Raw genomic sequence first — 18942 nt, forward strand, 5'->3', positions numbered from 1 at the left:
CTACTCCTCCCCCGGCAAGGGCCGGCTGGCAAGGGGCCCGGGAGAGGGTGCCGGAGAAGAGGGCGCCGGAGAAGAGGGCACTTGTGCCCGCAGCCGCACGCCCCGCCCTCCGGCCTCGCTGACGGCCCCTTCGCCGATAAGCTCGATGCCCGCCGCCTCCAGCCCGCCCACGAGCTTCATGAGCGAATCCACGTTGCCGCGGATGACGCCGTCGCTGGCTTCCATGCGCTGGATGGTGGGCAGGGACAGGCCGCTCAGGGCCGCGAGGGCGCGCTGATCGAGGCCGAGAATGGCACGGGCGGCGCGAAGCTGGGCGGCTGTGATCATGACGGCCAGGGTGGACGCGTGTGACAGGGTCTTTCCTGCTTACGCCTCCCACATTCACCGTTCAAGCATCATTTATGATGTGTGAAACATCATAAAGTCGAAGCCTCAGCCCCAGCGATGCGGGGGCCGCAGGCCCGGATGGCGCGGGCATGTTCGCGGCTCAACCCACCGCGAACATGCGGTCGCGGGGATCACGCCTCGCGGATGTCGTTGGCCACGCGGGCGAGGATCTCGACGATGCGTGTCTCGGCACCGCGATTGGCCTCCAGCTTCTGCTGGGCCACGTCCCGCAGGTTTTCGAGGGCGGCCTCCACCAGGCGGGGAAGTTCGGCGCCCTGGCTCGGGCCGTTCTCGCTCCAGCCCATCCACTTGCGCACCCGCCCCATCTTGAGGCCGATCTCCGACAGGCGCCCGATGATGGCATCGGCGAAGTCGCGGTTCTCGGCGAGATAGGCGCGGCCTTCCTCGGTGATGGCGTAGCGCTTCTTCGCCCCGTCGGGCTCGGAGGTCACGTAGCCCGCCTCTTCCAGGAAGGTGAGGGTGGGATAGACCACGCCGGGGCTCGGCGAATACCAGCCGGCGGTCTTCTCCTCGATCACCTTGATGATCTCGTAGCCGTGCCGCGGCTGCTCGGCGATGAGCGACAGGGCCAGCAGCTTCAGGTCGCCCTGCGCCAGCATCCGGCCGATGCGGAACATGTCGCCGCCGCCCCGTCCGCCACGCCCGCCACCGCGATGGCCGCCGAATTCGCCGCCGCGGCCGGGTCCAACCGCTTGGCGCACCTCTTCCCAGTCACCCCGGTTGCGATCGCCGCCATGGTGTCCGTCACGTTTGCATCCAAACATGATGCGTCTCCTAAGTTATGTCGTAAGATATAACGACACGACGTATATCGTTCGATATATCTGAAACGCAAGGGGCGCAACGGCGGTTCCGTTCAGGGTTTTTGAAGGCGGCACGTCCATAGAGGGAGGCACCGTCTTCCGGAGTGCTCCCATGGCCATGAGCGATGAGCAGAAAGCCGCCCGCGCCGCCCACGGCCTGCTTTCCGCCGTGACGCCGGACGTGGGCGCGGCCATCGAGGCCTGGCTCGCGCGCCTTGCCCACGAGCGGCGCCTGTCGCCCAAGACGCTGGAAGCCTATGCCCGTGACCTCTCTGTGGTGCTGATGCGCCTCACCGACCATCTCGGCGCACGCCCGGGCATCTCCGATCTCGCGGCGCTCACTCCCGCCGACGTGCGCGCGGTGCTCGCCGCCCGCCGGGCCGACGGGGTGGCGCCGCGCACGCTGGTGCGCCTGCTCGCCGCCGCGCGTTCCTTCGGCCGGCATCTGGAGCGCGAGGGGCTGGGCAAGGTGGGGGCGCTCACCGCCGTGCGCGCGCCCAAGGTGCCGCGCAGCCTGCCGAAGCCGGTCACAATCGCCGCCGCCCGCGCCTTGTCCGATCCTGCCACCCGCGCGGGGGAGGATCGCGAGCCCTGGGTGCTGGCGCGCGACGCGGCGGTCATCGCTTTGCTCTACGGGGCGGGGCTGCGCATCTCCGAGGCTCTCGGCCTCACCCCCCGCGACGTGCCGCCGGACGCCGAATCCATCACCGTCACCGGCAAGGGGCGCAAGACGCGCATGGTGCCGCTCATCGCGCCGGTGCGCCGGTCCATCGCCGAATACCGGGCCGTCTGCCCCCATGCCCTCGGGCCGGACGGGCCGCTGTTTCGTGGCACCCGGGGCGGTCCGCTGTCTCCGCGCATCGTGCAACTGGCGGTGGAGCGCATGCGCGGCGCCCTCGGCCTGCCGCAGAGCGCCACGCCCCACGCCCTGCGCCACGCCTTCGCCACGCACCTTTTGTCCCGGGGCGGGGAAATCCGCGCCATCCAGGAATTGCTGGGGCACGCCTCGCTCTCCACCACGCAGATCTATACGGAGGTGGACGCCACCGCGCTCATGGCTGCCTGGCGCGCCGCCCACCCGCGCTCCGGCGCGTCGGATACGTGATGCAGAGATGAGCCGCCTGAAAGGAGACCCCATGAGCTTCCCGCCCGTCCGCCCGGTCATCGAGCATCTGTCCATCACCACGGTGGACCTGCCGCGCGCGGTGCGCTTCTACGATGCGGTGCTGGCGCCGCTGGGTCTGGTGCGGGTGGCCGATTATGACGAGCCGGAGGGTGCCTCCGCCTGCTGGGGGCCGCCGGGCACAATCCCCGCCCCAGAAGGCGCCATCGGCGCCGCGCCGTTCTGGGTGCAGTTGCGTGACGGGCCGGTTTCCCCGCCGCCGGGCACCCACATCGCCTTTTGCGCGCCGGATGAGGCCGCCGTCGCCGCCTTCCATGCGGCGGGTCTTGCCGCCGGCGGGACGGACCACGGCGCACCGGGCCTGCGGCCCCACTACGGGCCGGGCTATTACGCCGCCTTCCTGAAGGACCCGGACGGCTGGCGCATCGAGGCGGTGACGTTCATCTGAGGGCTGCGCTCCTCAACGCGGAAGCGGCGCGGCGGCGTGGCGCGCCGGCATGGCGCACCGACGTGGCGCGTCGTCGTGGCGCGTCGTCGTGGCGCGCGTGACCGAAGGCGCGTTTCCAGCGCGTGCGAGCAGCGGCCCGGACAATAGCGACGCTCAAGGGTGCGCGAAATCGTGATCGGACCTCGGCCGACGAAGGGTTCGCGTGAAGGCCGCAGCGTGGCTTAATCGGAGCGTACCCCCCGACCGAGGCCAGGAGAAGAAGATGAAGCGGATTGCTTTCACCTTATGCGCCCTGACCGTTCTTGCCGGAACCGCGCCCGCTTTCGCCGGCGGCGCGGGATGTGCCGGCATGACCAACGCGTCGTCGCAAACCGGCGCACCGACCACGACGGCGAGCACGTCCACCGCCCAAAAGGGCGGCTGACGCGCTCGACAGATCTTCAAGGGACCTCCATTGCCCTCCGGCCCCAGGCCGGAGGGCTTTTTTCTGGAAGAGGCCGATGCGTCCAGCACACCGGCCAACTCACCGGCCTCGGCGCATCACATGTGGATGGCGCGCTTCTCCACGGCCATGGCCGCTTCCTTCACCGCTTCCGAGCGGGTGGGATGGGCGTGGCAGGTGCGGGCGAGGTCTTCCGACGAGCCGCCGAACTCCATGAGCACGGCGCATTCGTGGATCATCTCGCCGGCCTCGGGGCCGATGATGTGGGCGCCCAGCACCTTGTCGGTGGCGGCATCGGCGATGATCTTCACGAAGCCGTCCGTGGTGTTGTTCACCTTGGTGCGGCCGTTGGCGGTGAAGGGGAACTTGCCCACCTTGTAGGCCACGCCCGCCGCCTTCAGGTCGTCCTCGGACTTGCCGACCGACGCCACCTCCGGGAAGGTGTAGACCACGCCGGGGATCACGTCATAGTTCACGTGCCCGGCCTTGCCCGCCAGCAGCTCCGCCAGTGCCACGCCTTCATCCTCGGCCTTGTGGGCGAGCATGGGGCCGACGATCACGTCGCCGATGGCATAGATGCCCGGCACGTTGGTGGCGAAGTGGTGGTCGGTCACCACGCGGCCGCGTGCATCCTTGGCGACGCCCGCCTCGTCCAGGCCGAGGCCCGCGGTGTAGGGAATGCGGCCGATGGCCACCAGCACCACGTCCGCCTCGATCACCTCGGCCGCGCCGCCGGCCGCCGGCTCCACCGACACCTTCAGGGTCTTGCCCGAGGTATCGACGCCGGTGACCTTGGTGCCGAGCTTGAAGGCGAAGCCCTGCTTGTCGAGGATACGCTGGAAGCTCCTGGCCACGTCGCTGTCCATGCCGGGCAGGATGCGGTCGAGGAACTCCACCACGGTCACCTGCGCGCCGAGACGGCGCCACACCGAGCCCAACTCCAGGCCGATGACGCCGGCGCCCACCACCAGCAGCTTGCCCGGCACCTTGGGCAGCGACAGCGCGCCGGTGGAGGAGACGATGCGCTGCTCGTCGATGGTCACGCCCGGCAGGGGCGCCACGTCCGAGCCGGTGGCGATGACGATGTTCTTGGTCTCCAGGACCTCGACCTTGCCGTCGGCGTTCAGCGTCACCTCGACCTTGCCGGTGCCGAGGATCTTCCCGGCGCCCATGTAGACGTCGACCTTGTTCTTCTTCAGCAGGAACTCGACGCCCTTGACGTTGCCGTCCACGCCCTTGTCCTTGAAGGCGAGCATGGTCTTCAGGTCGAGCTTGGGGGCGGGGACGCCGATGCCCATCTCGCCGAACTTGTGGCCGGCTTCCTCAAACAGTTCGGAGGCGTAGAGCAGCGCCTTGGAGGGGATGCAGCCCACATTGAGGCAGGTGCCGCCATGGGTGCCGCGCTTCTCCACCACGGCCACCTTGAGGCCGAGCTGGGCCGCGCGAATGGCACACACATAGCCGCCGGGGCCGGTACCGATGATGGTGAGATCGTAGGACATGCGGATGTTGTGCTCCGTTGATCAGCTGGCCGCGAGCAGATGAAGCTGCGCCTGCTTCTCGCAGTCCTTGCGCAGCTGGTCGGCACCGAAATCGATCTCGTAGCCGTTCTCGTCGACCCAGAAAATGTGATGGCCGTATTCGTCCAGCTGCAGGCGGGCGAAATGCTCGGGCGTCTGCAGGTAAGTGAAGATCTGGCCGCGCGCTATGATCGGCCGCAAATCGACCACGCCTTCATAGCCGCCGGTGAAGACGAGCTTCACCACGCCGGGAATGACCGGTTCCGCGAGAGTGATGCGCAGCGCAGGCGTCATGGGATCCTCGTCGTGGGAAGGCCGGAGGTGGCGTTGGTCCACTGGAGAAATTCGTCATCGCCCCATCCGCCCCGATGGATCGCCTGCTGATCGAAAGGCCCGCCGTACCACCCGCTGAGCGCCGCGCAGACCATGCCCGCACAGGCGATCGGCCCGCACGGGCGATCAGAAGGATGGCCAGGCGTTCCAGTGCCTGGCCATCCCCTCAAATTCTCACAGATCCAGCACGAGCCGCGCGGGATCCTCCAGGGTCTCCTTGACGCGCACCAGGAAGGTCACGGCCTCGCGGCCGTCGACGATGCGGTGGTCGTAGGAGAGAGCGAGATACATCATGGGGCGGATCACCACCTGGCCCTTGATGGCCACCGGGCGCTCCTCGATGCGGTGCATGCCGAGGATGCCCGACTGCGGCGCATTCAGGATCGGGGTGGACATCAGCGAGCCGTAGATGCCGCCGTTGGTGATGGTGAAGGTGCCGCCCTGCATGTCCTCGATGCCGAGCTTGCCGTCACGCGCCTTGCGTCCATAGCCGGCGATGGCCTTCTCGATCTCCGCCACGGAGAGCAGGTCGGCGTCGCGCACCACCGGCACCACGAGGCCCTTCTCGGTGCCCACCGCGATACCGATGTTGTAGTAGTTCTTGTAGACGAGGTCCTGGCCGTCGATCTCGGCGTTCACCGCCGGCAGGTCCTTCAGGGCGGCGATGACCGCCTTGGTGAAGAAGCCCATGAAGCCGAGCTTGGTGCCGTGCTTCTTCTCGAACGCATCCTTGAACTGGGAGCGCAGGCTCATCACGGCGCTCATGTCCACGTCGTTGAACGTGGTGAGCATGGCCGCGGTGTTCTGCGCGTCCTTCAGGCGCCGCGCGATGGTCTGGCGCAGCTTGGTCATCTTGACCCGCTCCTCGCGCACCGCATCGGTGGGCGCCGAGGGGGCGCGGACCGCGACCGGGGCGGCGGCGGGAGCCGCAGCGGCGCCGGCGGCGATGGCGGCCAGCATGTCACCCTTGGTGACGCGGCCATCCTTGCCGGAGCCGGCGACGCCGGACGGATCCACACCGCTCTCGGCGGCGATGCGGCCCACGGCCGGGCCGTTGGCGCCGGACGCGGCAGCGGCGGCAGGCGCCGCAGCGGGAGCGGGAGCGGGAGCCGGCGCCGCGGCGGCGGGCGCCGGAGCGGCGGCAGCGGGAGCAGCCGCGGCGGCAGCGCCGGAACCGGCGCCGATGGAGCCGAGCAGGGCGCCGACGCCCACCGTGTCACCGTCCTTGGCGACGATCTCGGCCAGCACGCCGGCGGCGGGCGCAGGCACTTCGACCGTGACCTTGTCGGTCTCCAGTTCCACCAGCGGCTCGTCGGCGGCGACGGTATCACCGGGCTTCTTGAACCACTTGCCGATGGTCGCCTCGGTAACGGACTCGCCCAGGGTCGGTACGCGGATCTCGGTGGTCATTGCGTTCGCCCCAGTGCGGGGCCTCCCTCAACTATCGGCAGGTGAAGATGGGACAGGCACCGGGCCAGCCACCCGGCGCTGTATGAGCGACAGGATGGGCATCACCTCATAGGCGAAGCCCAGCCCTGCCGCGATGACGGGGTCCTGCGCGGCGAGAGCGTCCGCCGCGTCCTGATCTTGCGCTTCCACCAGCGCCATGCCCCAGATGCCCGAGGGGTCCGCCACCGGCCCGACGGCGAGGGCGACGCCGTGATCGGCCTCGCGCTGCCAGAAGGCGCCGTGGGCGGCCATGGCATCCATCTCCGCCGCAGTCGCGTCCGCCGGGAAGGCGGGACGCGGCGGGGAGAGGCGCAGGAGGAAGTGGGCCATGTCGCCGGCTCAGCCCAGGGCTTCGTCGAGGAAGGCCTTGAGCTGGGCCAGATGCTTGGACATGAGGCCCGTGGCGGTCGCCGCCGAGGCGGGACGACCGGCATAGCGCGGACGCTTCGCGGCGCCGCCCACCTGCTCCAGCACCCATTCGAGATAGGGCTGCACGAACGCCCAGGAGCCCTGGTTCTTGGGCTCTTCCTGGCACCAGGACACCTCGGCGTTCTTGAAGCGCGAGAGTTCCTGCACCAGGGTCTTGAGCGGGAACGGGTAGAGCTGCTCCACGCGCATCAGGTAGACATCCGACACGCCGCGCTTCTCGCGCTCCTCGAGCAGGTCGTAATAGACCTTGCCCGTGCACAGCACGACGCGACGGATCTTGTCGTCCGGCACCAGCTTGATGGCGTTCTCCTCCGGATGGGACTGGGCATCGTCCCAGAGCACCCGGTGGAAGGAGGTGCCGGTCACCATGTCGCTCAGCGAGGACACCGCCCGCTTGTGGCGCAGCAGCGACTTCGGCGTCATCAGGATCAGCGGCTTGCGGAACTCGCGCTTCATCTGGCGGCGCAGGATGTGGAAGTAGTTGGCCGGGGTGGAGCAGTTCGCCACCTGCATGTTGTCCTCGGCGCAGAGCTGCAGGTAGCGCTCGAGGCGGGCGGAGGAGTGCTCCGGACCCTGGCCCTCATAGCCATGCGGCAGCAGGCAGACGAGGCCGGACATGCGCAGCCACTTGCGCTCGCCCGAGGAGATGAACTGGTCGAACACCACCTGCGCGCCGTTGGCGAAGTCGCCGAACTGCGCTTCCCAGAGCACCAGGGTGTTGGGCTCGGAGAGGGTGTAGCCATACTCGAAGCCGAGCACCGCCTCTTCCGAGAGCATCGAGTTGATGACCTCGTACTTGGCCTGGGTCTCGGAGAGATGGTTGAAGGGCTTGAAGCGGGCCTCGGTCTCCTGGTCGGTCAGCACCGAATGGCGCTGGGAGAAGGTGCCACGCTCCACGTCCTGGCCGGAGAAGCGCACGGGATGGCCTTCCAGGAGCAGGGACGAGAGGGCCAGCGCCTCGCCCGTGGCCCAGTCGATGCCCTTGCCGTCCTCGATGGACTTGCGCCGGTTGTCCAGGAAGCGCTGGATGGTGCGGTGGAGCTGGAAGCCCTCCGGCACCCTGGTGATCTTCTCGCCGATGGCCTTCAGCGTATCCTCGGCGACGCCGGTGTTGCCGCGCCGCGGATCGTCGTCCTCATGGGTCGCCTTGAAGCCGGCCCAGCGGCCGTCGAGCCAGTCGGCCTTGTTGGGCTTGTAGGCCTGGCCGGCCTCGTGCTCGGCCTCCAGGCGCTCGCGCCACGCCGCGCGCATGGTGTCCACCTCGCCGGCAGTCACCACGCCCTCGGCTTCGAGCTTCTTGGTGTACAGCTCCAGCACGCTCGGATGCTGGCGGATCACCTTGTACATCTTCGGCTGGGTGAACGCCGGCTCGTCGCCCTCATTGTGGCCGAAGCGGCGGTAGCAGAACATGTCGATGACGACGGGCTTGTGGAAGCGCTGGCGGAATTCGGTCGCCACCTTGGCGCAGAACACCACCGATTCCGGATCGTCACCGTTGCAGTGGAAGATCGGCGCCTCGATCATCTTCGCCACGTCCGAGGGATAGGGCGAGGAGCGCGAATAGCGCGGATTGGTGGTGAAGCCGATCTGGTTGTTGATGATGACGTGGATCGACCCGCCGGTGCGGTGGCCCTTCAGACCAGAGAGGCCGAGGCACTCGGCCACCACGCCCTGGCCGGCGAAGGCGGCATCGCCGTGCAGCAGCAGCGGCAGCACCTGCACCCGCTCGGTGTCCTGCATCTGGTCCTGCTTGGCGCGGGCCTTGCCGAGCACCACCGGGTCCACGATCTCGAGATGCGACGGGTTGGCCGTCAGCGACAGGTGGACCTTGTTGTTGTCGAACTCGCGGTCGGACGAGGCACCGAGGTGGTACTTCACGTCGCCCGAGCCTTCCACGTCGTCGGGGGCCCAGGAGCCGCCCTTGAACTCGTGGAACAGGGCGCGGTGGGGCTTGCCCATCACCTGGGTGAGCACGTTCAGGCGGCCGCGATGGGCCATGCCGAACACGATGTCCTTCACGCCCAGGTTGCCGCCGCGCTTGATGATCTGTTCCAGCGCCGGGATCAGGCTCTCGCCGCCGTCGAGGCCGAAGCGCTTGGTGCCGGTGAACTTCACGTCGAGGAACTTCTCGAAGCCCTCGGCTTCCACCAGCTTGTTGAGGATGGCGCGCTTGCCCTCGCGGGTGAAGGTCACCTCCTTGTCGGGACCCTCGATGCGCTCCTGGATCCACGCCTTCTCCTCGGGCGAGGAGATGTGCATGAACTCGACGCCGATGCTGGCGCAATAGGTGCGGCGCAGGATCGTGACCATCTGCCGGACCGAGGCGAACTCGAGGCCCAGCACGTGGTCAATGAAGATCTTGCGGTCGAGATCGGCCTCATAGAAGCCGTAGGAGGCGGGATCCAGCTCCGGCGCCTCGCGCGGCGGGGTCAGGCCGAGCGGGTCGAGATTGGCATGCAGGTGGCCGCGCATGCGATAGGCGCGGATCATCATCAGCGCCTTGACGCTGTCGCGGGTGGCCTGCTGCACCTCGGTGGCGGAGAATTCGACGCCCACCTTCTGCGCCTTGGCCTTCACCTTGTCCGAGATGGCCTTTTCCACCTCGATCCACTGGCCGTCCAGGGCCGAGACCAGCTCGCCATTGGCGTGCACCGGCCAGTGCGGCTTCTTCCAGGATGCACCGCGGGCGTTCTGGATCACCGCGTTCGGATCGTCCTTCAGCGCCGCAAAGAAGCTCTGCCAGTCGGGGCTGACCGAATTCGGGTCGGCTTCGTAGCGGGCGTAGAGATCCTCGATCCAGGCGGCGTTGGCGCCATCAAGGAAGGAGGTGGAGAGGAAAACGTCGTTCTGTTCCGCGCGCGACATGGGCTTGTTCCCGGATGATCGAAGGCGCCTCGCATTGCTTCAGCGCATTTTGCGCTGAAAATGAAGCCCCAAAGACCGCTCGTCTGCCACAAATCCGGCGTCCGGCTCTCGCCGGGCGCCCTTTCACCCCTGCGAGGCTCGTGGCGGCCTTCAGCAGAGGTGCTCGACAACCTTTAGATGGGATGCGCCGCGACCGGCCGAAAGACCGTCGCGGCGCATCCCCCAAACCGCGCTCGCCAGTCGCCGAACTTCATGGCGATTGCGCGGCGTATCCGGCTTCACGGCGGCTGCCCCCTCCCTTTACGGAAGAGGGCGCCGGATCGCTCAGCCCAAGACACAGCCCAAGACACAACCCAAGAGAAGGTCGCTCAGCCCTTGAGCACTTCGACGAGGGTCTTGCCGAGACGGGCCGGGGACGGCGACACGCGGATGCCCGCCGCCTCCATGGCCGCGATCTTGTCCTCGGCGCCGCCCTTGCCGCCGGAGATGATGGCGCCCGCATGGCCCATGCGGCGACCGGGAGGCGCCGTGCGGCCGGCGATGAAGCCCACCATCGGCTTCTTGCGGCCCTTCTTCGCCTCGTCGGCGATGAACTGCGCCGCCTCTTCCTCCGCCGAGCCGCCGATCTCGCCGATCATGATGATCGACGTGGTCTTCGGATCGGCGAGGAACATCTCCAGCACGTCGATGAACTCGGTGCCCTTCACCGGGTCGCCGCCGATGCCCACCGCCGAGGTCTGGCCCAGGCCCTCCTGCGAGGTCTGGAACACCGCCTCATAGGTCAGCGTGCCCGAGCGCGACACCACGCCCACCGAGCCGGTCTTGAAGATGTTGGCCGGCATGATGCCGATCTTCGACTCGCCCGCCGTCACGATGCCGGGGCAGTTGGGGCCGATGAGCCGGGACTTCGAGCCCGACAGCGCCCGCTTCACCTTCACCATGTCCAGCACCGGGATGCCTTCGGTGATGCAGACGATGAGGGGGATCTCGGCGTCGATGGCCTCCAGGATCGCATCGGCGGCACCGGGCGGCGGCACGTAGATCACCGAGGCGTCGGCCCCGGTCTTCTCCTTCGCCTCGATCACGGTGTCGAACACCGGCAGGTTCAGGTGGGTGGTGCCGCCCTTGCCCGGCGAGGTGCCGCCGACCATCTTGGTGCCGTAGGCAATGGCCTGCTGGGCGTGGAAGGTGCCGTTCTTGCCGGTGAAGCCCTGGGTGATGACCTTGGTGTTGGCGTCGATAAGCACGGACATCACGCAGCTTCCTTCTTCACGGCCGCGACGATCTTCTGCGCCGCGTCATCGAGATCGTCCGCCGGGATCACGTTCAGACCCGACTCGCGGATGATCTTCTTCCCCTCTTCCACGTTGGTGCCGGCGAGGCGCACCACGAGGGGCACGTTCAGACCCATCTGGCGCACGGCGGCGATGACGCCCTCCGCGATCACGTCGCAGCGCATGATGCCGCCGAAGATGTTCACCAATATTCCCTCGACATTGGGATCCGCGGTGATGATCTTGAAGGCCGCCGTCACCTTCTCCTTGGTGGCGCCGCCGCCCACGTCGAGGAAGTTCGCCGGCTCGCGGCCGTAGAGCTTGATGATATCCATGGTGGCCATGGCGAGGCCCGCGCCATTGACCATGCAGCCGATGGTGCCGTCGAGGGCGATATAGGACAAATCGTAGCGCGAGGCCTCGATCTCCTTGAAGTCCTCCTCGCTCTCGTCGCGCAGCTGCACCACCTCGGGATGGCGGAACAGGGCATTGGCATCAAAGCCCACCTTGGCGTCGAGGCAGACGAGGCGATCGTCCCGCGTCAGCACCAGGGGGTTGATCTCCAGCAGGCTCATGTCCTTGTCGGTGAAGGCGCGATAGAGGTTTTCCGTCAGCGCCACCGCCTGCCTGGCGAGGTCGCCGGACAGCCCCAGCGCCTGCGCCACCTTGCGGCCGTGCAGGGGCTGCACGCCGGTGGCCGGGTCCACGGAGAAGGTGACGATGCGCTCGGGGGTGGAGTGGGCCACCTCCTCGATATCCATGCCGCCCTCGGTGGAGACCACGAAAGCGACGCGCGCGGTGGCGCGGTCCACCAGCATGGACAGGTAGAGTTCCTTGTCGATGGAGGCGCCTTCCTCAATATAGAGGCGGTTCACCTGCTTGCCGTCCGGGCCCGTCTGCGCGGTGACGAGGGTATTGCCAAGCATCTCGACGGCGTTCGCCTTCACGTCGGCGGGGGTCCTCACCACCCGCACGCCGCCCTTGGCGCCCTCGGGCAGTTCCTTGAAACGGCCCTTGCCGCGCCCGCCCGCATGAATCTGCGCCTTCACTACGAAGGCGATGCCGCCCAGCTTCGCGGCGGCCGCCTCCGCTTCCTCCGGCGTGAAAGCGGCGATGCCGCGCGACACCGGCACGCCGAATTCCTTGAGAAGGGCCTTGGCCTGATACTCGTGAATGTTCATGGGTTCCTCCCTCGTCGAGGGCCGCGCATGCGGCGACCTCGGGCGCGGCTCTTCCGGCTGCGTCCTGCATCCTCGGTCTTGCGACCAAAGTCGGAGTGTGCACGCATTCCGGGCCGCGCACCAATGCGACACGACGCCAGTTCTCGACGCCAAACGGGGCCGCAGGCGTGACGCGCTCGGCGGGGTTCCAGAGTGATTTGTGCGGCCCCTCAGGGGCGTGGCGGGACCGGCTGGAGCTCGCGTTGTCCAATCAGATTGAGCCAATCTGTTTGGATCGCGCTCTCAGGCGCTCAGCGCCGCAGGGTCCGGACGGGGCTTGGCAAACAATCGAACAAGATGTCATGCCCCGGCGTGTCCGGGGCATGATGGTGCGGAGACGTGCGGCGGCGGAGCGTTTCGGACCGCAGCCGTCGGGTGCCCCAACGCCTTTTCGTCGCGCGAACTTGCGTTCAGGTCGCTCGAAAACGCGTCGGACGCACAGGCCTGCGGTCGATCAGACCACGCGGCTCTCGTGCATGGACTTGATCTGGTCCGCCGAGTACCCAAGCTCGGAGAGGACCTCGTCAGTGTGCTCGCCGAGCAGCGGGGAGCCGGTGACTTCCACGCTCAGGTCGGAGAACTTGATGGGGCTGCCCACGGTGAGGTACTTGCCCCGCTCCTTGTGATCCACCTCGACGATGGTGCCGCTCTTGCGCAGCGACTCGTCCTCGGCGATCTCCTTCATGGTCAGCACCGGCGCGCAGGGGATGTCGAACTTGCGCAGGATGTCCACCGCCTCGAACTTGGTCTTGTCGGCGAGCCATTCCTCGATGGTGGCGAAGATGTCGAAGATCTTGTCCTGGCGGGCGCGGGCGGTGGAATAGGCCGGGTCGTTGATCCATTCCGGCTTGCCGATGGCCTCCGCCACCTTGCCCCAGGCCTGCTCCTGCACGGTGAAGTAGATGTAGGCGTTGGGATCGGTCTCCCAGCCCTTGCACTTCAGCACCCAGCCCGGCTGGCCGCCGCCGCCCGCATTGCCGCCGCGCGGCACCACGTCGGAGAAGGTGCCGTTGGGATACTGCGGGTATTCCTCAAGATAACCCACGCGGTCGAGGCGCTGCTGGTCGCGCAGCTTCACGCGGCACAGGTTGATCACGGCGTCCTGCATGGACACGGCCACCTTCTGGCCCTTGCCGGTCTTGTTGCGGGCGTGCAGCGCGGTGAGGATGCCGATGGCAAGGTGCATGCCGGTGTTCGAATCGCCGAGGGCGGCGGCCGACACGGTGGGCGGGCCATCCCAGAAGCCGGTGGTGGAGGCCGCGCCGCCGGCGCACTGGGCGACGTTCTCGTACACCTTCAGGTCTTCATAGTGGTGGCCGTCGGAGAAGCCCTTCACCGAGGCGACGATCAGGCCCGGGTTCAGCTCGTTGATGTGCTCCCAGGTGAAGCCCATGCGGTCGAGCGCGCCGGGTCCGAAATTCTCCACCAGCACGTCGCTCTCCTTGATGAGCTTCGTGAGCACTTCCTTGCCCGCGGGGGTCTTGGTGTCGAGGGTCAAGGAGCGCTTGTTGGAATTCAGCATGGTGAAGTAGAGCGCGTCGGCATTGGAGATGTCGCGCAGCTGGTTGCGCGTCACGTCGCCGGAGCCGGGGCGCTCCACCTTGATCACGTCCGCGCCGAACCAGGCGAGGAGCTGCGTGCAGGCGGGACCGGCCTGGACGTGCGTGAAGTCGATGATCTTGATGCCTTCCAATGGCTTGGTCGTCATGGTCGCGTTCCCTTGTCAAGCGTTGCCTTAAGACCGGGAGGAGAGCGGCAGTGGCGCCCCCTCGCCCCGAGAACCCTCCGGCCGCGGCGGCCGGGGGCCGCCATCGAACCGATCCGTGCCGGTTGACCCGGCTATTGTGCGAGAGCACGCGCCGATCAGCTTGTCCTGCAAGCTGATCGGTGAGCGCGTTCTCTTCTATGAGTTCAGAGACGGATTCACCGATCAGGTCATGACCTGATCGGATCCGGCTCTGGTTCCGTTGCCTTCAGCTTCGCCTCAAGCTCGGCGACGCGCTTCTGAAGGTTGCGTTCTTCTTTCCACCGCTCCGTCTCGTCGCGGATGACCGCGGCGACGTGCGTCGGCTTTCCATCGGCCGAGAGGACGAGGGCGACGGTGAAGGCGATGGACAGGGCGTGGCCGTCCTTGTGGACGGCCGGGACGCGCAGCAGGCTCGTCCCGTAGCGGGTGACGCCCGTACGCATGGTCACGTCGTAGCCGTCCCAGTGCCGCTTGCGCTGGCGCTCCGGGATGATGATGTCGAGCGACTGGCCCAGGGCCTCGGTGGGCGCAAAGCCGAACATGCGCTCGGCGCCCGTGTTCCAGAGCGTGATGGCGCCGGCCTGGTCGCAGACGACGATGGCGTCTCCGACGGCATCTAGCAGCTGAGCAAGATCTAGGGCCGCAGTCATGAATCCTTATCCTCTTCCTGCCCTTTGCTCCCCGCCGGCGCGGGGCCGGCGGCAAGGGGCGGCCCCTCAGGGTGCCGCCCGGAGGCGATGCCCTATTCCGCCGCCATCCGCCGCGGCGCGCCGAGCGCGCCCGACTGGCGCAGGTCGTCGATGCGGTCGGGCGTGAGGCCCAGCACCTGGGAGAGCACCTCGTCCGTGTGCTCCCCGAGCAGCGGCGAGCGCTCCACGTCCACCTGGTTGTCCGAAAGCTTGATGGGGTTGCCCACGGTCAGGTAGGTGCCGCGCACCGGGTGCTCCACCTCCACCAGCGTGCCGGTGGCGTAGAGCGAGCGGTCCTCGGCGATCTCCTTCATGGACAGGATCGGCCCGCAGGGAATGTCGTACTGGTTGAGGATCTCCATGGCCTCGAACTTGGTGTGGGCCATGGTCCACGCCTCGATGCGGGTGAAGATCTCGTTGAGGTGCGGCAGGCGGGCGGCCGGGCTCGCATAGTCCGGCTTGGTCTTCCATTCCGGCTCGCCGATGACGTCGCAGATCTTCGCCCACACCGGACCCTGGGTGATGAAGTAGATGTAGGCGTTGGGGTCCTGCTCCCAGCCCTTGCAGCGCAGGATGCGCCCAGGCTGGCCGCCGCCGGAATCGTTGCCGGCGCGCGGCACGGTCTCGCCGAAGGGCACGCCCTCGCCATACTGGCTGTATTCCCTGAGCGGGCCCGAGGCGAGGCGCTGCTGGTCGCGCAGCTTCACCCGGCACAGGTTCAGCACCGCGTCCTGCATGGCGCACAGCACCTTCTGGCCGCGGCCGGTATGCTCGCGCTGGAACAGCGCCGTGACGATGCCCAGCGCCAGATGCAGGCCGGTGCCGCTGTCGCCGATCTGGGCCGCGCTCACCACGGGCGGGCCGTCGCGGAAGCCGGTGGTGGAGGCGGCGCCGCCCGCGCACTGGGCCACATTCTCATAGACCTTGCAGTCCTCGAACGGGCCGGGGCCGAAGCCCTTCACCGAGGCGAGGATGAGGCGCGGGTTGATGGAGGACAGGCGCTCCCACGTCAGCCCCATGCGATCCAGCGCGCCGGGAGCGAAATTCTCCACCAGCACGTCGCAGCGCCGCACCAAGTCCTCGAGCACGGCCTTGCCGTCGGCGGTCTTGGTGTCCAGGGTGATGGAGCGCTTGTTGGAGTTGAGCATGGTGAAGTAGAGGCTGTCCGCGTCGCCGACATCGCGCAGCTGGCCGCGCGTCACGTCGCCTTCGCCCGGCCGCTCCACCTTGATCACGTCGGCGCCGAACCACGCGAGCAGCTGGGTGCAGCTCGGTCCGGATTGAACGTGGGTGAAGTCCAGGATGCGGACCCCCTCTAGTGCCTTGCCCATCTTGTCCTCGCTCCGGCTGGTCTTGCGACGCTGCGCCGCTTTCGTGTCTCGTTCCCGGATGACTGCTTATTGTTTTTGGTCTTCGGGTTTGGCAGGCGGAATTTCTCCCGCCCGCCGGATTCATGGGGTCAAAAAGCTCACTTCTTCTTTTTGACCACGCTCTGCGGGTTGAGCGAGCCGATGTTGCCGCTCTCGGAGCCGGCCGCCGGATCGATCACCGCGTTGATCAAGGTCGGCTTGCCGCTGTCCATGGCGGCGCTCACCGCGCGATAGAGTTCGTCGGGGGAGGTGACATGCACGCCCACGCCGCCGAAGGCTTCCATCATCTTGTCGTAGCGGGCGCCGGGCACGAACACCGTGGTGCCGGGATCACGCCCGGTGGGGTCGGTGTCGGTGCCGCGATAGATGCCGTTGTTGTTGAAGATGACGATGGTGACCGGCAGGCCGTAGCGGCAGATGGTCTCCACCTCCATGCCGGAGAAGCCGAAGGCGCTGTCGCCTTCCACCGCGAGCACCGGCTTGCCGGTCTCCACGGCCGCGCCCACCGCGAAGCCCATGCCGATGCCCATCACGCCCCAGGTGCCCACATCCAGGCGCTTGCGCGGCTGGTGCATGTCGATGATGCCGCGGGCAAGATCGAGGGTGTTAGCGCCCTCGTTGACGAGGATGGCGTCGGGCCGCTCCTTGATCACATTCTTCAGCGCGCCGAGCGCCGAGTGGAAGTCCATGGGCACCGAATTCTTGAGCAGCTTCGGCGCCATCTTGGCGATGTTGGCGTCCTTCTTGGAGCGGATGGTCTCCACCCACTCGGCGGGCGGGGCCTGCCAGCTGCCGTCGATGCGGGCGTTGAGCGCCGCGATGACGGAGCCGATGTCGCCCACCAGCGGCGCCGCGATCTCCACGTTGGAGTCCATCTCCTTGGGCTCGATGTCCACCTGGATGAACTGCTTGGGCTTGTCGCCCCAGGTCTTGCCCTTGCCGTGGGACAGCAGCCAGTTGAGGCGGGCGCCGACCAGCAGCACCACGTCGGCATCCTTCAGCGCGGTGGAGCGCGCGGCGCCGGCGGACTGGGGATGGGTGTCGGGCAGAAGGCCCTTGGCCATGCTCATGGGCAGGAAGGGGATGCCGCTGTTCTCGACGAAGGCGCGGATCTCTTCATCGGCCTGGGCATAGGCGGCGCCCTTGCCGAGGATGACGAGGGGCTTTTTGGCGCCCTTCAAAAGCTCGATGGCGCGGTCCACGGCTGCGGGCGAGGGAAGCTGCGCCGGGGCCGGGTCAATCACCTTCACCAGCGATTTGGCGCCGGCTTCGGCATCCATCGCCTGCGAGAACAGCTTGGCGGGCAGGTCGAGATAGACGCCGCCGGGACGGCCCGACACCGCCGCGCGGATGGCGCGCGCCACGCCGATGCCGATGTCCGCCGCGTGCAGCACGCGGAAGGCCGCCTTGCACAAGGGCTTGGCGATGGCGAGCTGGTCCATCTCCTCATAGTCGCCCTGCTGGAGGTCGACGATCTCGCGCTCGGACGAGCCGGAGATGAGGATCATCGGGAAGCAGTTGGTGGTGGCGTTGGCGAGCGCGGTGAGGCCGTTGAGGAAGCCCGGCGCGGAGACGGTGAGGCACACGCCCGGCTTCTTGGTGAGGAAGCCGGCGATGGCCGCCGCGTTGCCGGCATTCTGCTCGTGACGGAAGGAAATGACCCGGATCCCCTCCTCCTGGGCCATGCGGCCGAGGTCGGTGATCGGAATGCCGGGGACGCCGTAGATGGTCTCGATACCGTTGAGCTTCAGGGCATCGATGACGAGGTGGAAGCCGTCGGTAAGCTCCTGCTCGGCCGCCGGATCGAGATGCACCACGTTGTCTTCAATCTTGGTCTTTTCCGCCGTTGCCATGAGGCGTCTCCTTACATGTGCCGTTCCGGTTCAGCCTGTGATCGGCCTATTCGGGGAAGACACCGTGCCGCTCCACATGGGCCGCAAGGCCCATGGTGTGTTCCCGCACCAGGCGCTCGGCGAGATCTGGGTCCCTTTGCTCGAGCGCGTCGATGATCGCCATGTGTTCCCGCATGGAGATTTCGAACCGGTTCTCCTGCCGCACCGACACCGCGCGGATGGCGCGCATGTGCAGGAACAGGTTCCCGGTCATGTCCACGATCAGGCGGCAGCCCCCCATGCGGATGACCGCCTGGTGGAAGGCGATGTTCGCCTGCGAATATTCATGCATGGGGCCCGCCGGCGGCGTGGCCTCGAATTCGTTGAACAGCCGGCGCAGGCTGGCGATCTCGTCGTCGGAGGCGCTCGTCGCGGCAAGCCGCGCCGCCATGCCCTCCAGCGCCGCCCAGACCACGATGAGGTCCAGGATCTCGCGCTTGGTCTTGCGCACCACGAAGATGCCCCGGCGGGGCACCGAGCGCACGAAGCCCTCCTGCTCCAGAACCGTCATGGCCTCGCGGATCGGCGTGCGCGACACCCCGAGCGTCTCGGAGAGTTGGCGCTCGTCGAGTCGGAACTCGGCGGCGCTGCCGTAGATATCCATCTGGGTGATGGCGCGCTTGAGCGCGTCGTAGGCCAGCATGCGCAGGCTCGAGGCAGCCTCCAGCGGCTCGACGTTGAGCTTCGGAGCATCCGCGACCGGCGCGGGGGTCTGATGCACAGGCAATTGATGCACGACCTTGGCTTCCTCTCCCTGGATCGGCAGCCTTCTGACGAGGCGGTCCGACACCGTGAAATACTGTATACGGTCTTCATAACGCCAACGCAATCCCGCCGCCCGGAGTTTCGATGGCGCACCGCAGCATGGCTGGGCTTGCGCGGGATCGGGACAAGCGCCCGGAGGCGTCGGCGGAGACTTTTGTGCGGCAA

17 protein-coding genes are annotated in these 18942 nt (G+C 67.5%); 3 read left to right on the plus strand and 14 right to left on the minus strand.

What is annotated here, in order from left to right:
* On the minus strand, positions 1 to 327 hold the full coding sequence (locus tag K9U41_RS04310) for a helix-turn-helix transcriptional regulator (protein WP_282639626.1): 327 nt from the start codon (positions 325 to 327) through the stop codon (positions 1 to 3).
* A 191-nt stretch (positions 328 to 518) separates the two neighbouring features.
* Positions 519 to 1172 carry a PadR family transcriptional regulator gene (locus tag K9U41_RS04315; protein ID WP_432715722.1) on the minus strand — a complete coding sequence of 218 codons (654 nt, stop codon included), beginning with the start codon at positions 1170 to 1172 and terminating at the stop codon, positions 519 to 521.
* Between the two features lie 157 nt (positions 1173 to 1329).
* On the opposite strand from K9U41_RS04315, the gene K9U41_RS04320 reads away from it, so the two are divergent.
* The 3 genes from K9U41_RS04320 to K9U41_RS04330 all read left to right on the plus strand — a co-directional run bounded on the left by K9U41_RS04320 (position 1330) and on the right by K9U41_RS04330 (position 3206).
* Positions 1330 to 2316, plus strand: coding sequence for a tyrosine recombinase XerC (locus K9U41_RS04320; RefSeq protein WP_282639649.1), 987 nt, complete (start codon positions 1330 to 1332; stop codon positions 2314 to 2316).
* A gap of 31 nt (positions 2317 to 2347) precedes the next feature.
* Positions 2348 to 2782: a VOC family protein gene (locus K9U41_RS04325; RefSeq protein ID WP_282639627.1), complete on the plus strand. Its 435-nt coding sequence runs from the start codon at positions 2348 to 2350 to the stop codon at positions 2780 to 2782.
* Positions 2783 to 3044: 262 nt separating this feature from the next.
* Positions 3045 to 3206 carry a hypothetical protein gene (locus tag K9U41_RS04330; RefSeq protein ID WP_282639628.1) on the plus strand — a complete coding sequence of 54 codons (162 nt, stop codon included), beginning with the start codon at positions 3045 to 3047 and terminating at the stop codon, positions 3204 to 3206.
* Positions 3207 to 3322: 116 nt separating this feature from the next.
* On the opposite strand, the gene lpdA is transcribed toward K9U41_RS04330, so the two are convergent.
* The 12 genes from lpdA to K9U41_RS04390 all read right to left on the minus strand — a co-directional run bounded on the left by lpdA (position 3323) and on the right by K9U41_RS04390 (position 18655).
* Positions 3323 to 4726, minus strand: a complete 1404-nt coding sequence (gene lpdA, locus K9U41_RS04335) for a dihydrolipoyl dehydrogenase (RefSeq protein ID WP_282639629.1) — start codon at positions 4724 to 4726, stop codon at positions 3323 to 3325.
* 21 nt (positions 4727 to 4747) lie between these two features.
* Positions 4748 to 5038 carry a DUF2442 domain-containing protein gene (locus K9U41_RS04340; RefSeq protein WP_282639630.1) on the minus strand — a complete coding sequence of 97 codons (291 nt, stop codon included), beginning with the start codon at positions 5036 to 5038 and terminating at the stop codon, positions 4748 to 4750.
* 213 nt (positions 5039 to 5251) lie between these two features.
* The gene (gene odhB / locus K9U41_RS04345; RefSeq protein ID WP_282639631.1) at positions 5252 to 6487 is read right to left on the minus strand and encodes a 2-oxoglutarate dehydrogenase complex dihydrolipoyllysine-residue succinyltransferase; all 1236 of its coding nucleotides are present in this window, start codon (positions 6485 to 6487) and stop codon (positions 5252 to 5254) included.
* Positions 6488 to 6514: 27 nt separating this feature from the next.
* Positions 6515 to 6856: a YciI family protein gene (locus K9U41_RS04350; RefSeq protein WP_282639632.1), complete on the minus strand. Its 342-nt coding sequence runs from the start codon at positions 6854 to 6856 to the stop codon at positions 6515 to 6517.
* Positions 6857 to 6865: 9 nt separating this feature from the next.
* Complete coding sequence (locus tag K9U41_RS04355; protein ID WP_282639633.1) at positions 6866 to 9820, minus strand: 2-oxoglutarate dehydrogenase E1 component; 2955 nt, start codon at positions 9818 to 9820, stop codon at positions 6866 to 6868.
* Positions 9821 to 10188: 368 nt separating this feature from the next.
* Positions 10189 to 11073 (minus strand): succinate--CoA ligase subunit alpha, encoded by an 885-nt coding sequence (sucD, locus tag K9U41_RS04360; RefSeq protein WP_282639634.1) that lies wholly within the window; start codon positions 11071 to 11073, stop codon positions 10189 to 10191.
* Positions 11073 to 12275: an ADP-forming succinate--CoA ligase subunit beta gene (gene sucC, locus K9U41_RS04365; RefSeq protein WP_282639635.1), complete on the minus strand. Its 1203-nt coding sequence runs from the start codon at positions 12273 to 12275 to the stop codon at positions 11073 to 11075. Before sucC ends, sucD begins: the two co-directional genes overlap by 1 nt.
* A gap of 493 nt (positions 12276 to 12768) precedes the next feature.
* Positions 12769 to 14022, minus strand: coding sequence for a formyl-CoA transferase (frc, locus tag K9U41_RS04370; RefSeq protein WP_282639636.1), 1254 nt, complete (start codon positions 14020 to 14022; stop codon positions 12769 to 12771).
* Between the two features lie 227 nt (positions 14023 to 14249).
* On the minus strand, positions 14250 to 14711 hold the full coding sequence (locus tag K9U41_RS04375) for a PAS domain-containing protein (RefSeq protein WP_282639637.1): 462 nt from the start codon (positions 14709 to 14711) through the stop codon (positions 14250 to 14252).
* A 92-nt stretch (positions 14712 to 14803) separates the two neighbouring features.
* Positions 14804 to 16081 (minus strand): formyl-CoA transferase, encoded by a 1278-nt coding sequence (frc, locus tag K9U41_RS04380; RefSeq protein WP_282639638.1) that lies wholly within the window; start codon positions 16079 to 16081, stop codon positions 14804 to 14806.
* A gap of 137 nt (positions 16082 to 16218) precedes the next feature.
* Positions 16219 to 17973 (minus strand): oxalyl-CoA decarboxylase, encoded by a 1755-nt coding sequence (oxc, locus tag K9U41_RS04385; RefSeq protein ID WP_282639639.1) that lies wholly within the window; start codon positions 17971 to 17973, stop codon positions 16219 to 16221.
* 46 nt (positions 17974 to 18019) lie between these two features.
* Positions 18020 to 18655: a GntR family transcriptional regulator gene (locus K9U41_RS04390; protein WP_282639650.1), complete on the minus strand. Its 636-nt coding sequence runs from the start codon at positions 18653 to 18655 to the stop codon at positions 18020 to 18022.
* Positions 18656 to 18942: the final 287 nt, after the last annotated feature.

It is taken from the genome of Xanthobacter autotrophicus (genome assembly GCF_029991245.1).
GTDB classification, from domain to species: domain Bacteria; phylum Pseudomonadota; class Alphaproteobacteria; order Rhizobiales; family Xanthobacteraceae; genus Xanthobacter; species Xanthobacter autotrophicus_C.

Excerpts from the sequence above, each read along its gene's own strand:
- K9U41_RS04310 (WP_282639626.1), bottom strand. The coding sequence starts at position 327 with ATGATCACAGCCGCCCAGCTTCGCGCCGCCCGTGCCATTCTCGGCCTC.
- K9U41_RS04315 (WP_432715722.1), bottom strand. The coding sequence starts at position 1,172 with ATGTTTGGATGCAAACGTGACGGACACCATGGCGGCGATCGCAACCGG.
- K9U41_RS04320 (WP_282639649.1), top strand. The coding sequence starts at position 1,330 with ATGAGCGATGAGCAGAAAGCCGCCCGCGCCGCCCACGGCCTGCTTTCC.
- K9U41_RS04325 (WP_282639627.1), top strand. The coding sequence starts at position 2,348 with ATGAGCTTCCCGCCCGTCCGCCCGGTCATCGAGCATCTGTCCATCACC.
- K9U41_RS04330 (WP_282639628.1), top strand. The coding sequence starts at position 3,045 with ATGAAGCGGATTGCTTTCACCTTATGCGCCCTGACCGTTCTTGCCGGA.
- lpdA (WP_282639629.1), bottom strand. The coding sequence starts at position 4,726 with ATGTCCTACGATCTCACCATCATCGGTACCGGCCCCGGCGGCTATGTG.
- K9U41_RS04340 (WP_282639630.1), bottom strand. The coding sequence starts at position 5,038 with ATGACGCCTGCGCTGCGCATCACTCTCGCGGAACCGGTCATTCCCGGC.
- odhB (WP_282639631.1), bottom strand. The coding sequence starts at position 6,487 with ATGACCACCGAGATCCGCGTACCGACCCTGGGCGAGTCCGTTACCGAG.
- K9U41_RS04350 (WP_282639632.1), bottom strand. The coding sequence starts at position 6,856 with ATGGCCCACTTCCTCCTGCGCCTCTCCCCGCCGCGTCCCGCCTTCCCG.
- K9U41_RS04355 (WP_282639633.1), bottom strand. The coding sequence starts at position 9,820 with ATGTCGCGCGCGGAACAGAACGACGTTTTCCTCTCCACCTCCTTCCTT.
- sucD (WP_282639634.1), bottom strand. The coding sequence starts at position 11,073 with ATGTCCGTGCTTATCGACGCCAACACCAAGGTCATCACCCAGGGCTTC.
- sucC (WP_282639635.1), bottom strand. The coding sequence starts at position 12,275 with ATGAACATTCACGAGTATCAGGCCAAGGCCCTTCTCAAGGAATTCGGC.
- frc (WP_282639636.1), bottom strand. The coding sequence starts at position 14,022 with ATGACGACCAAGCCATTGGAAGGCATCAAGATCATCGACTTCACGCAC.
- K9U41_RS04375 (WP_282639637.1), bottom strand. The coding sequence starts at position 14,711 with ATGACTGCGGCCCTAGATCTTGCTCAGCTGCTAGATGCCGTCGGAGAC.
- frc (WP_282639638.1), bottom strand. The coding sequence starts at position 16,081 with ATGGGCAAGGCACTAGAGGGGGTCCGCATCCTGGACTTCACCCACGTT.
- oxc (WP_282639639.1), bottom strand. The coding sequence starts at position 17,973 with ATGGCAACGGCGGAAAAGACCAAGATTGAAGACAACGTGGTGCATCTC.
- K9U41_RS04390 (WP_282639650.1), bottom strand. The coding sequence starts at position 18,655 with ATGCTGGCCTACGACGCGCTCAAGCGCGCCATCACCCAGATGGATATC.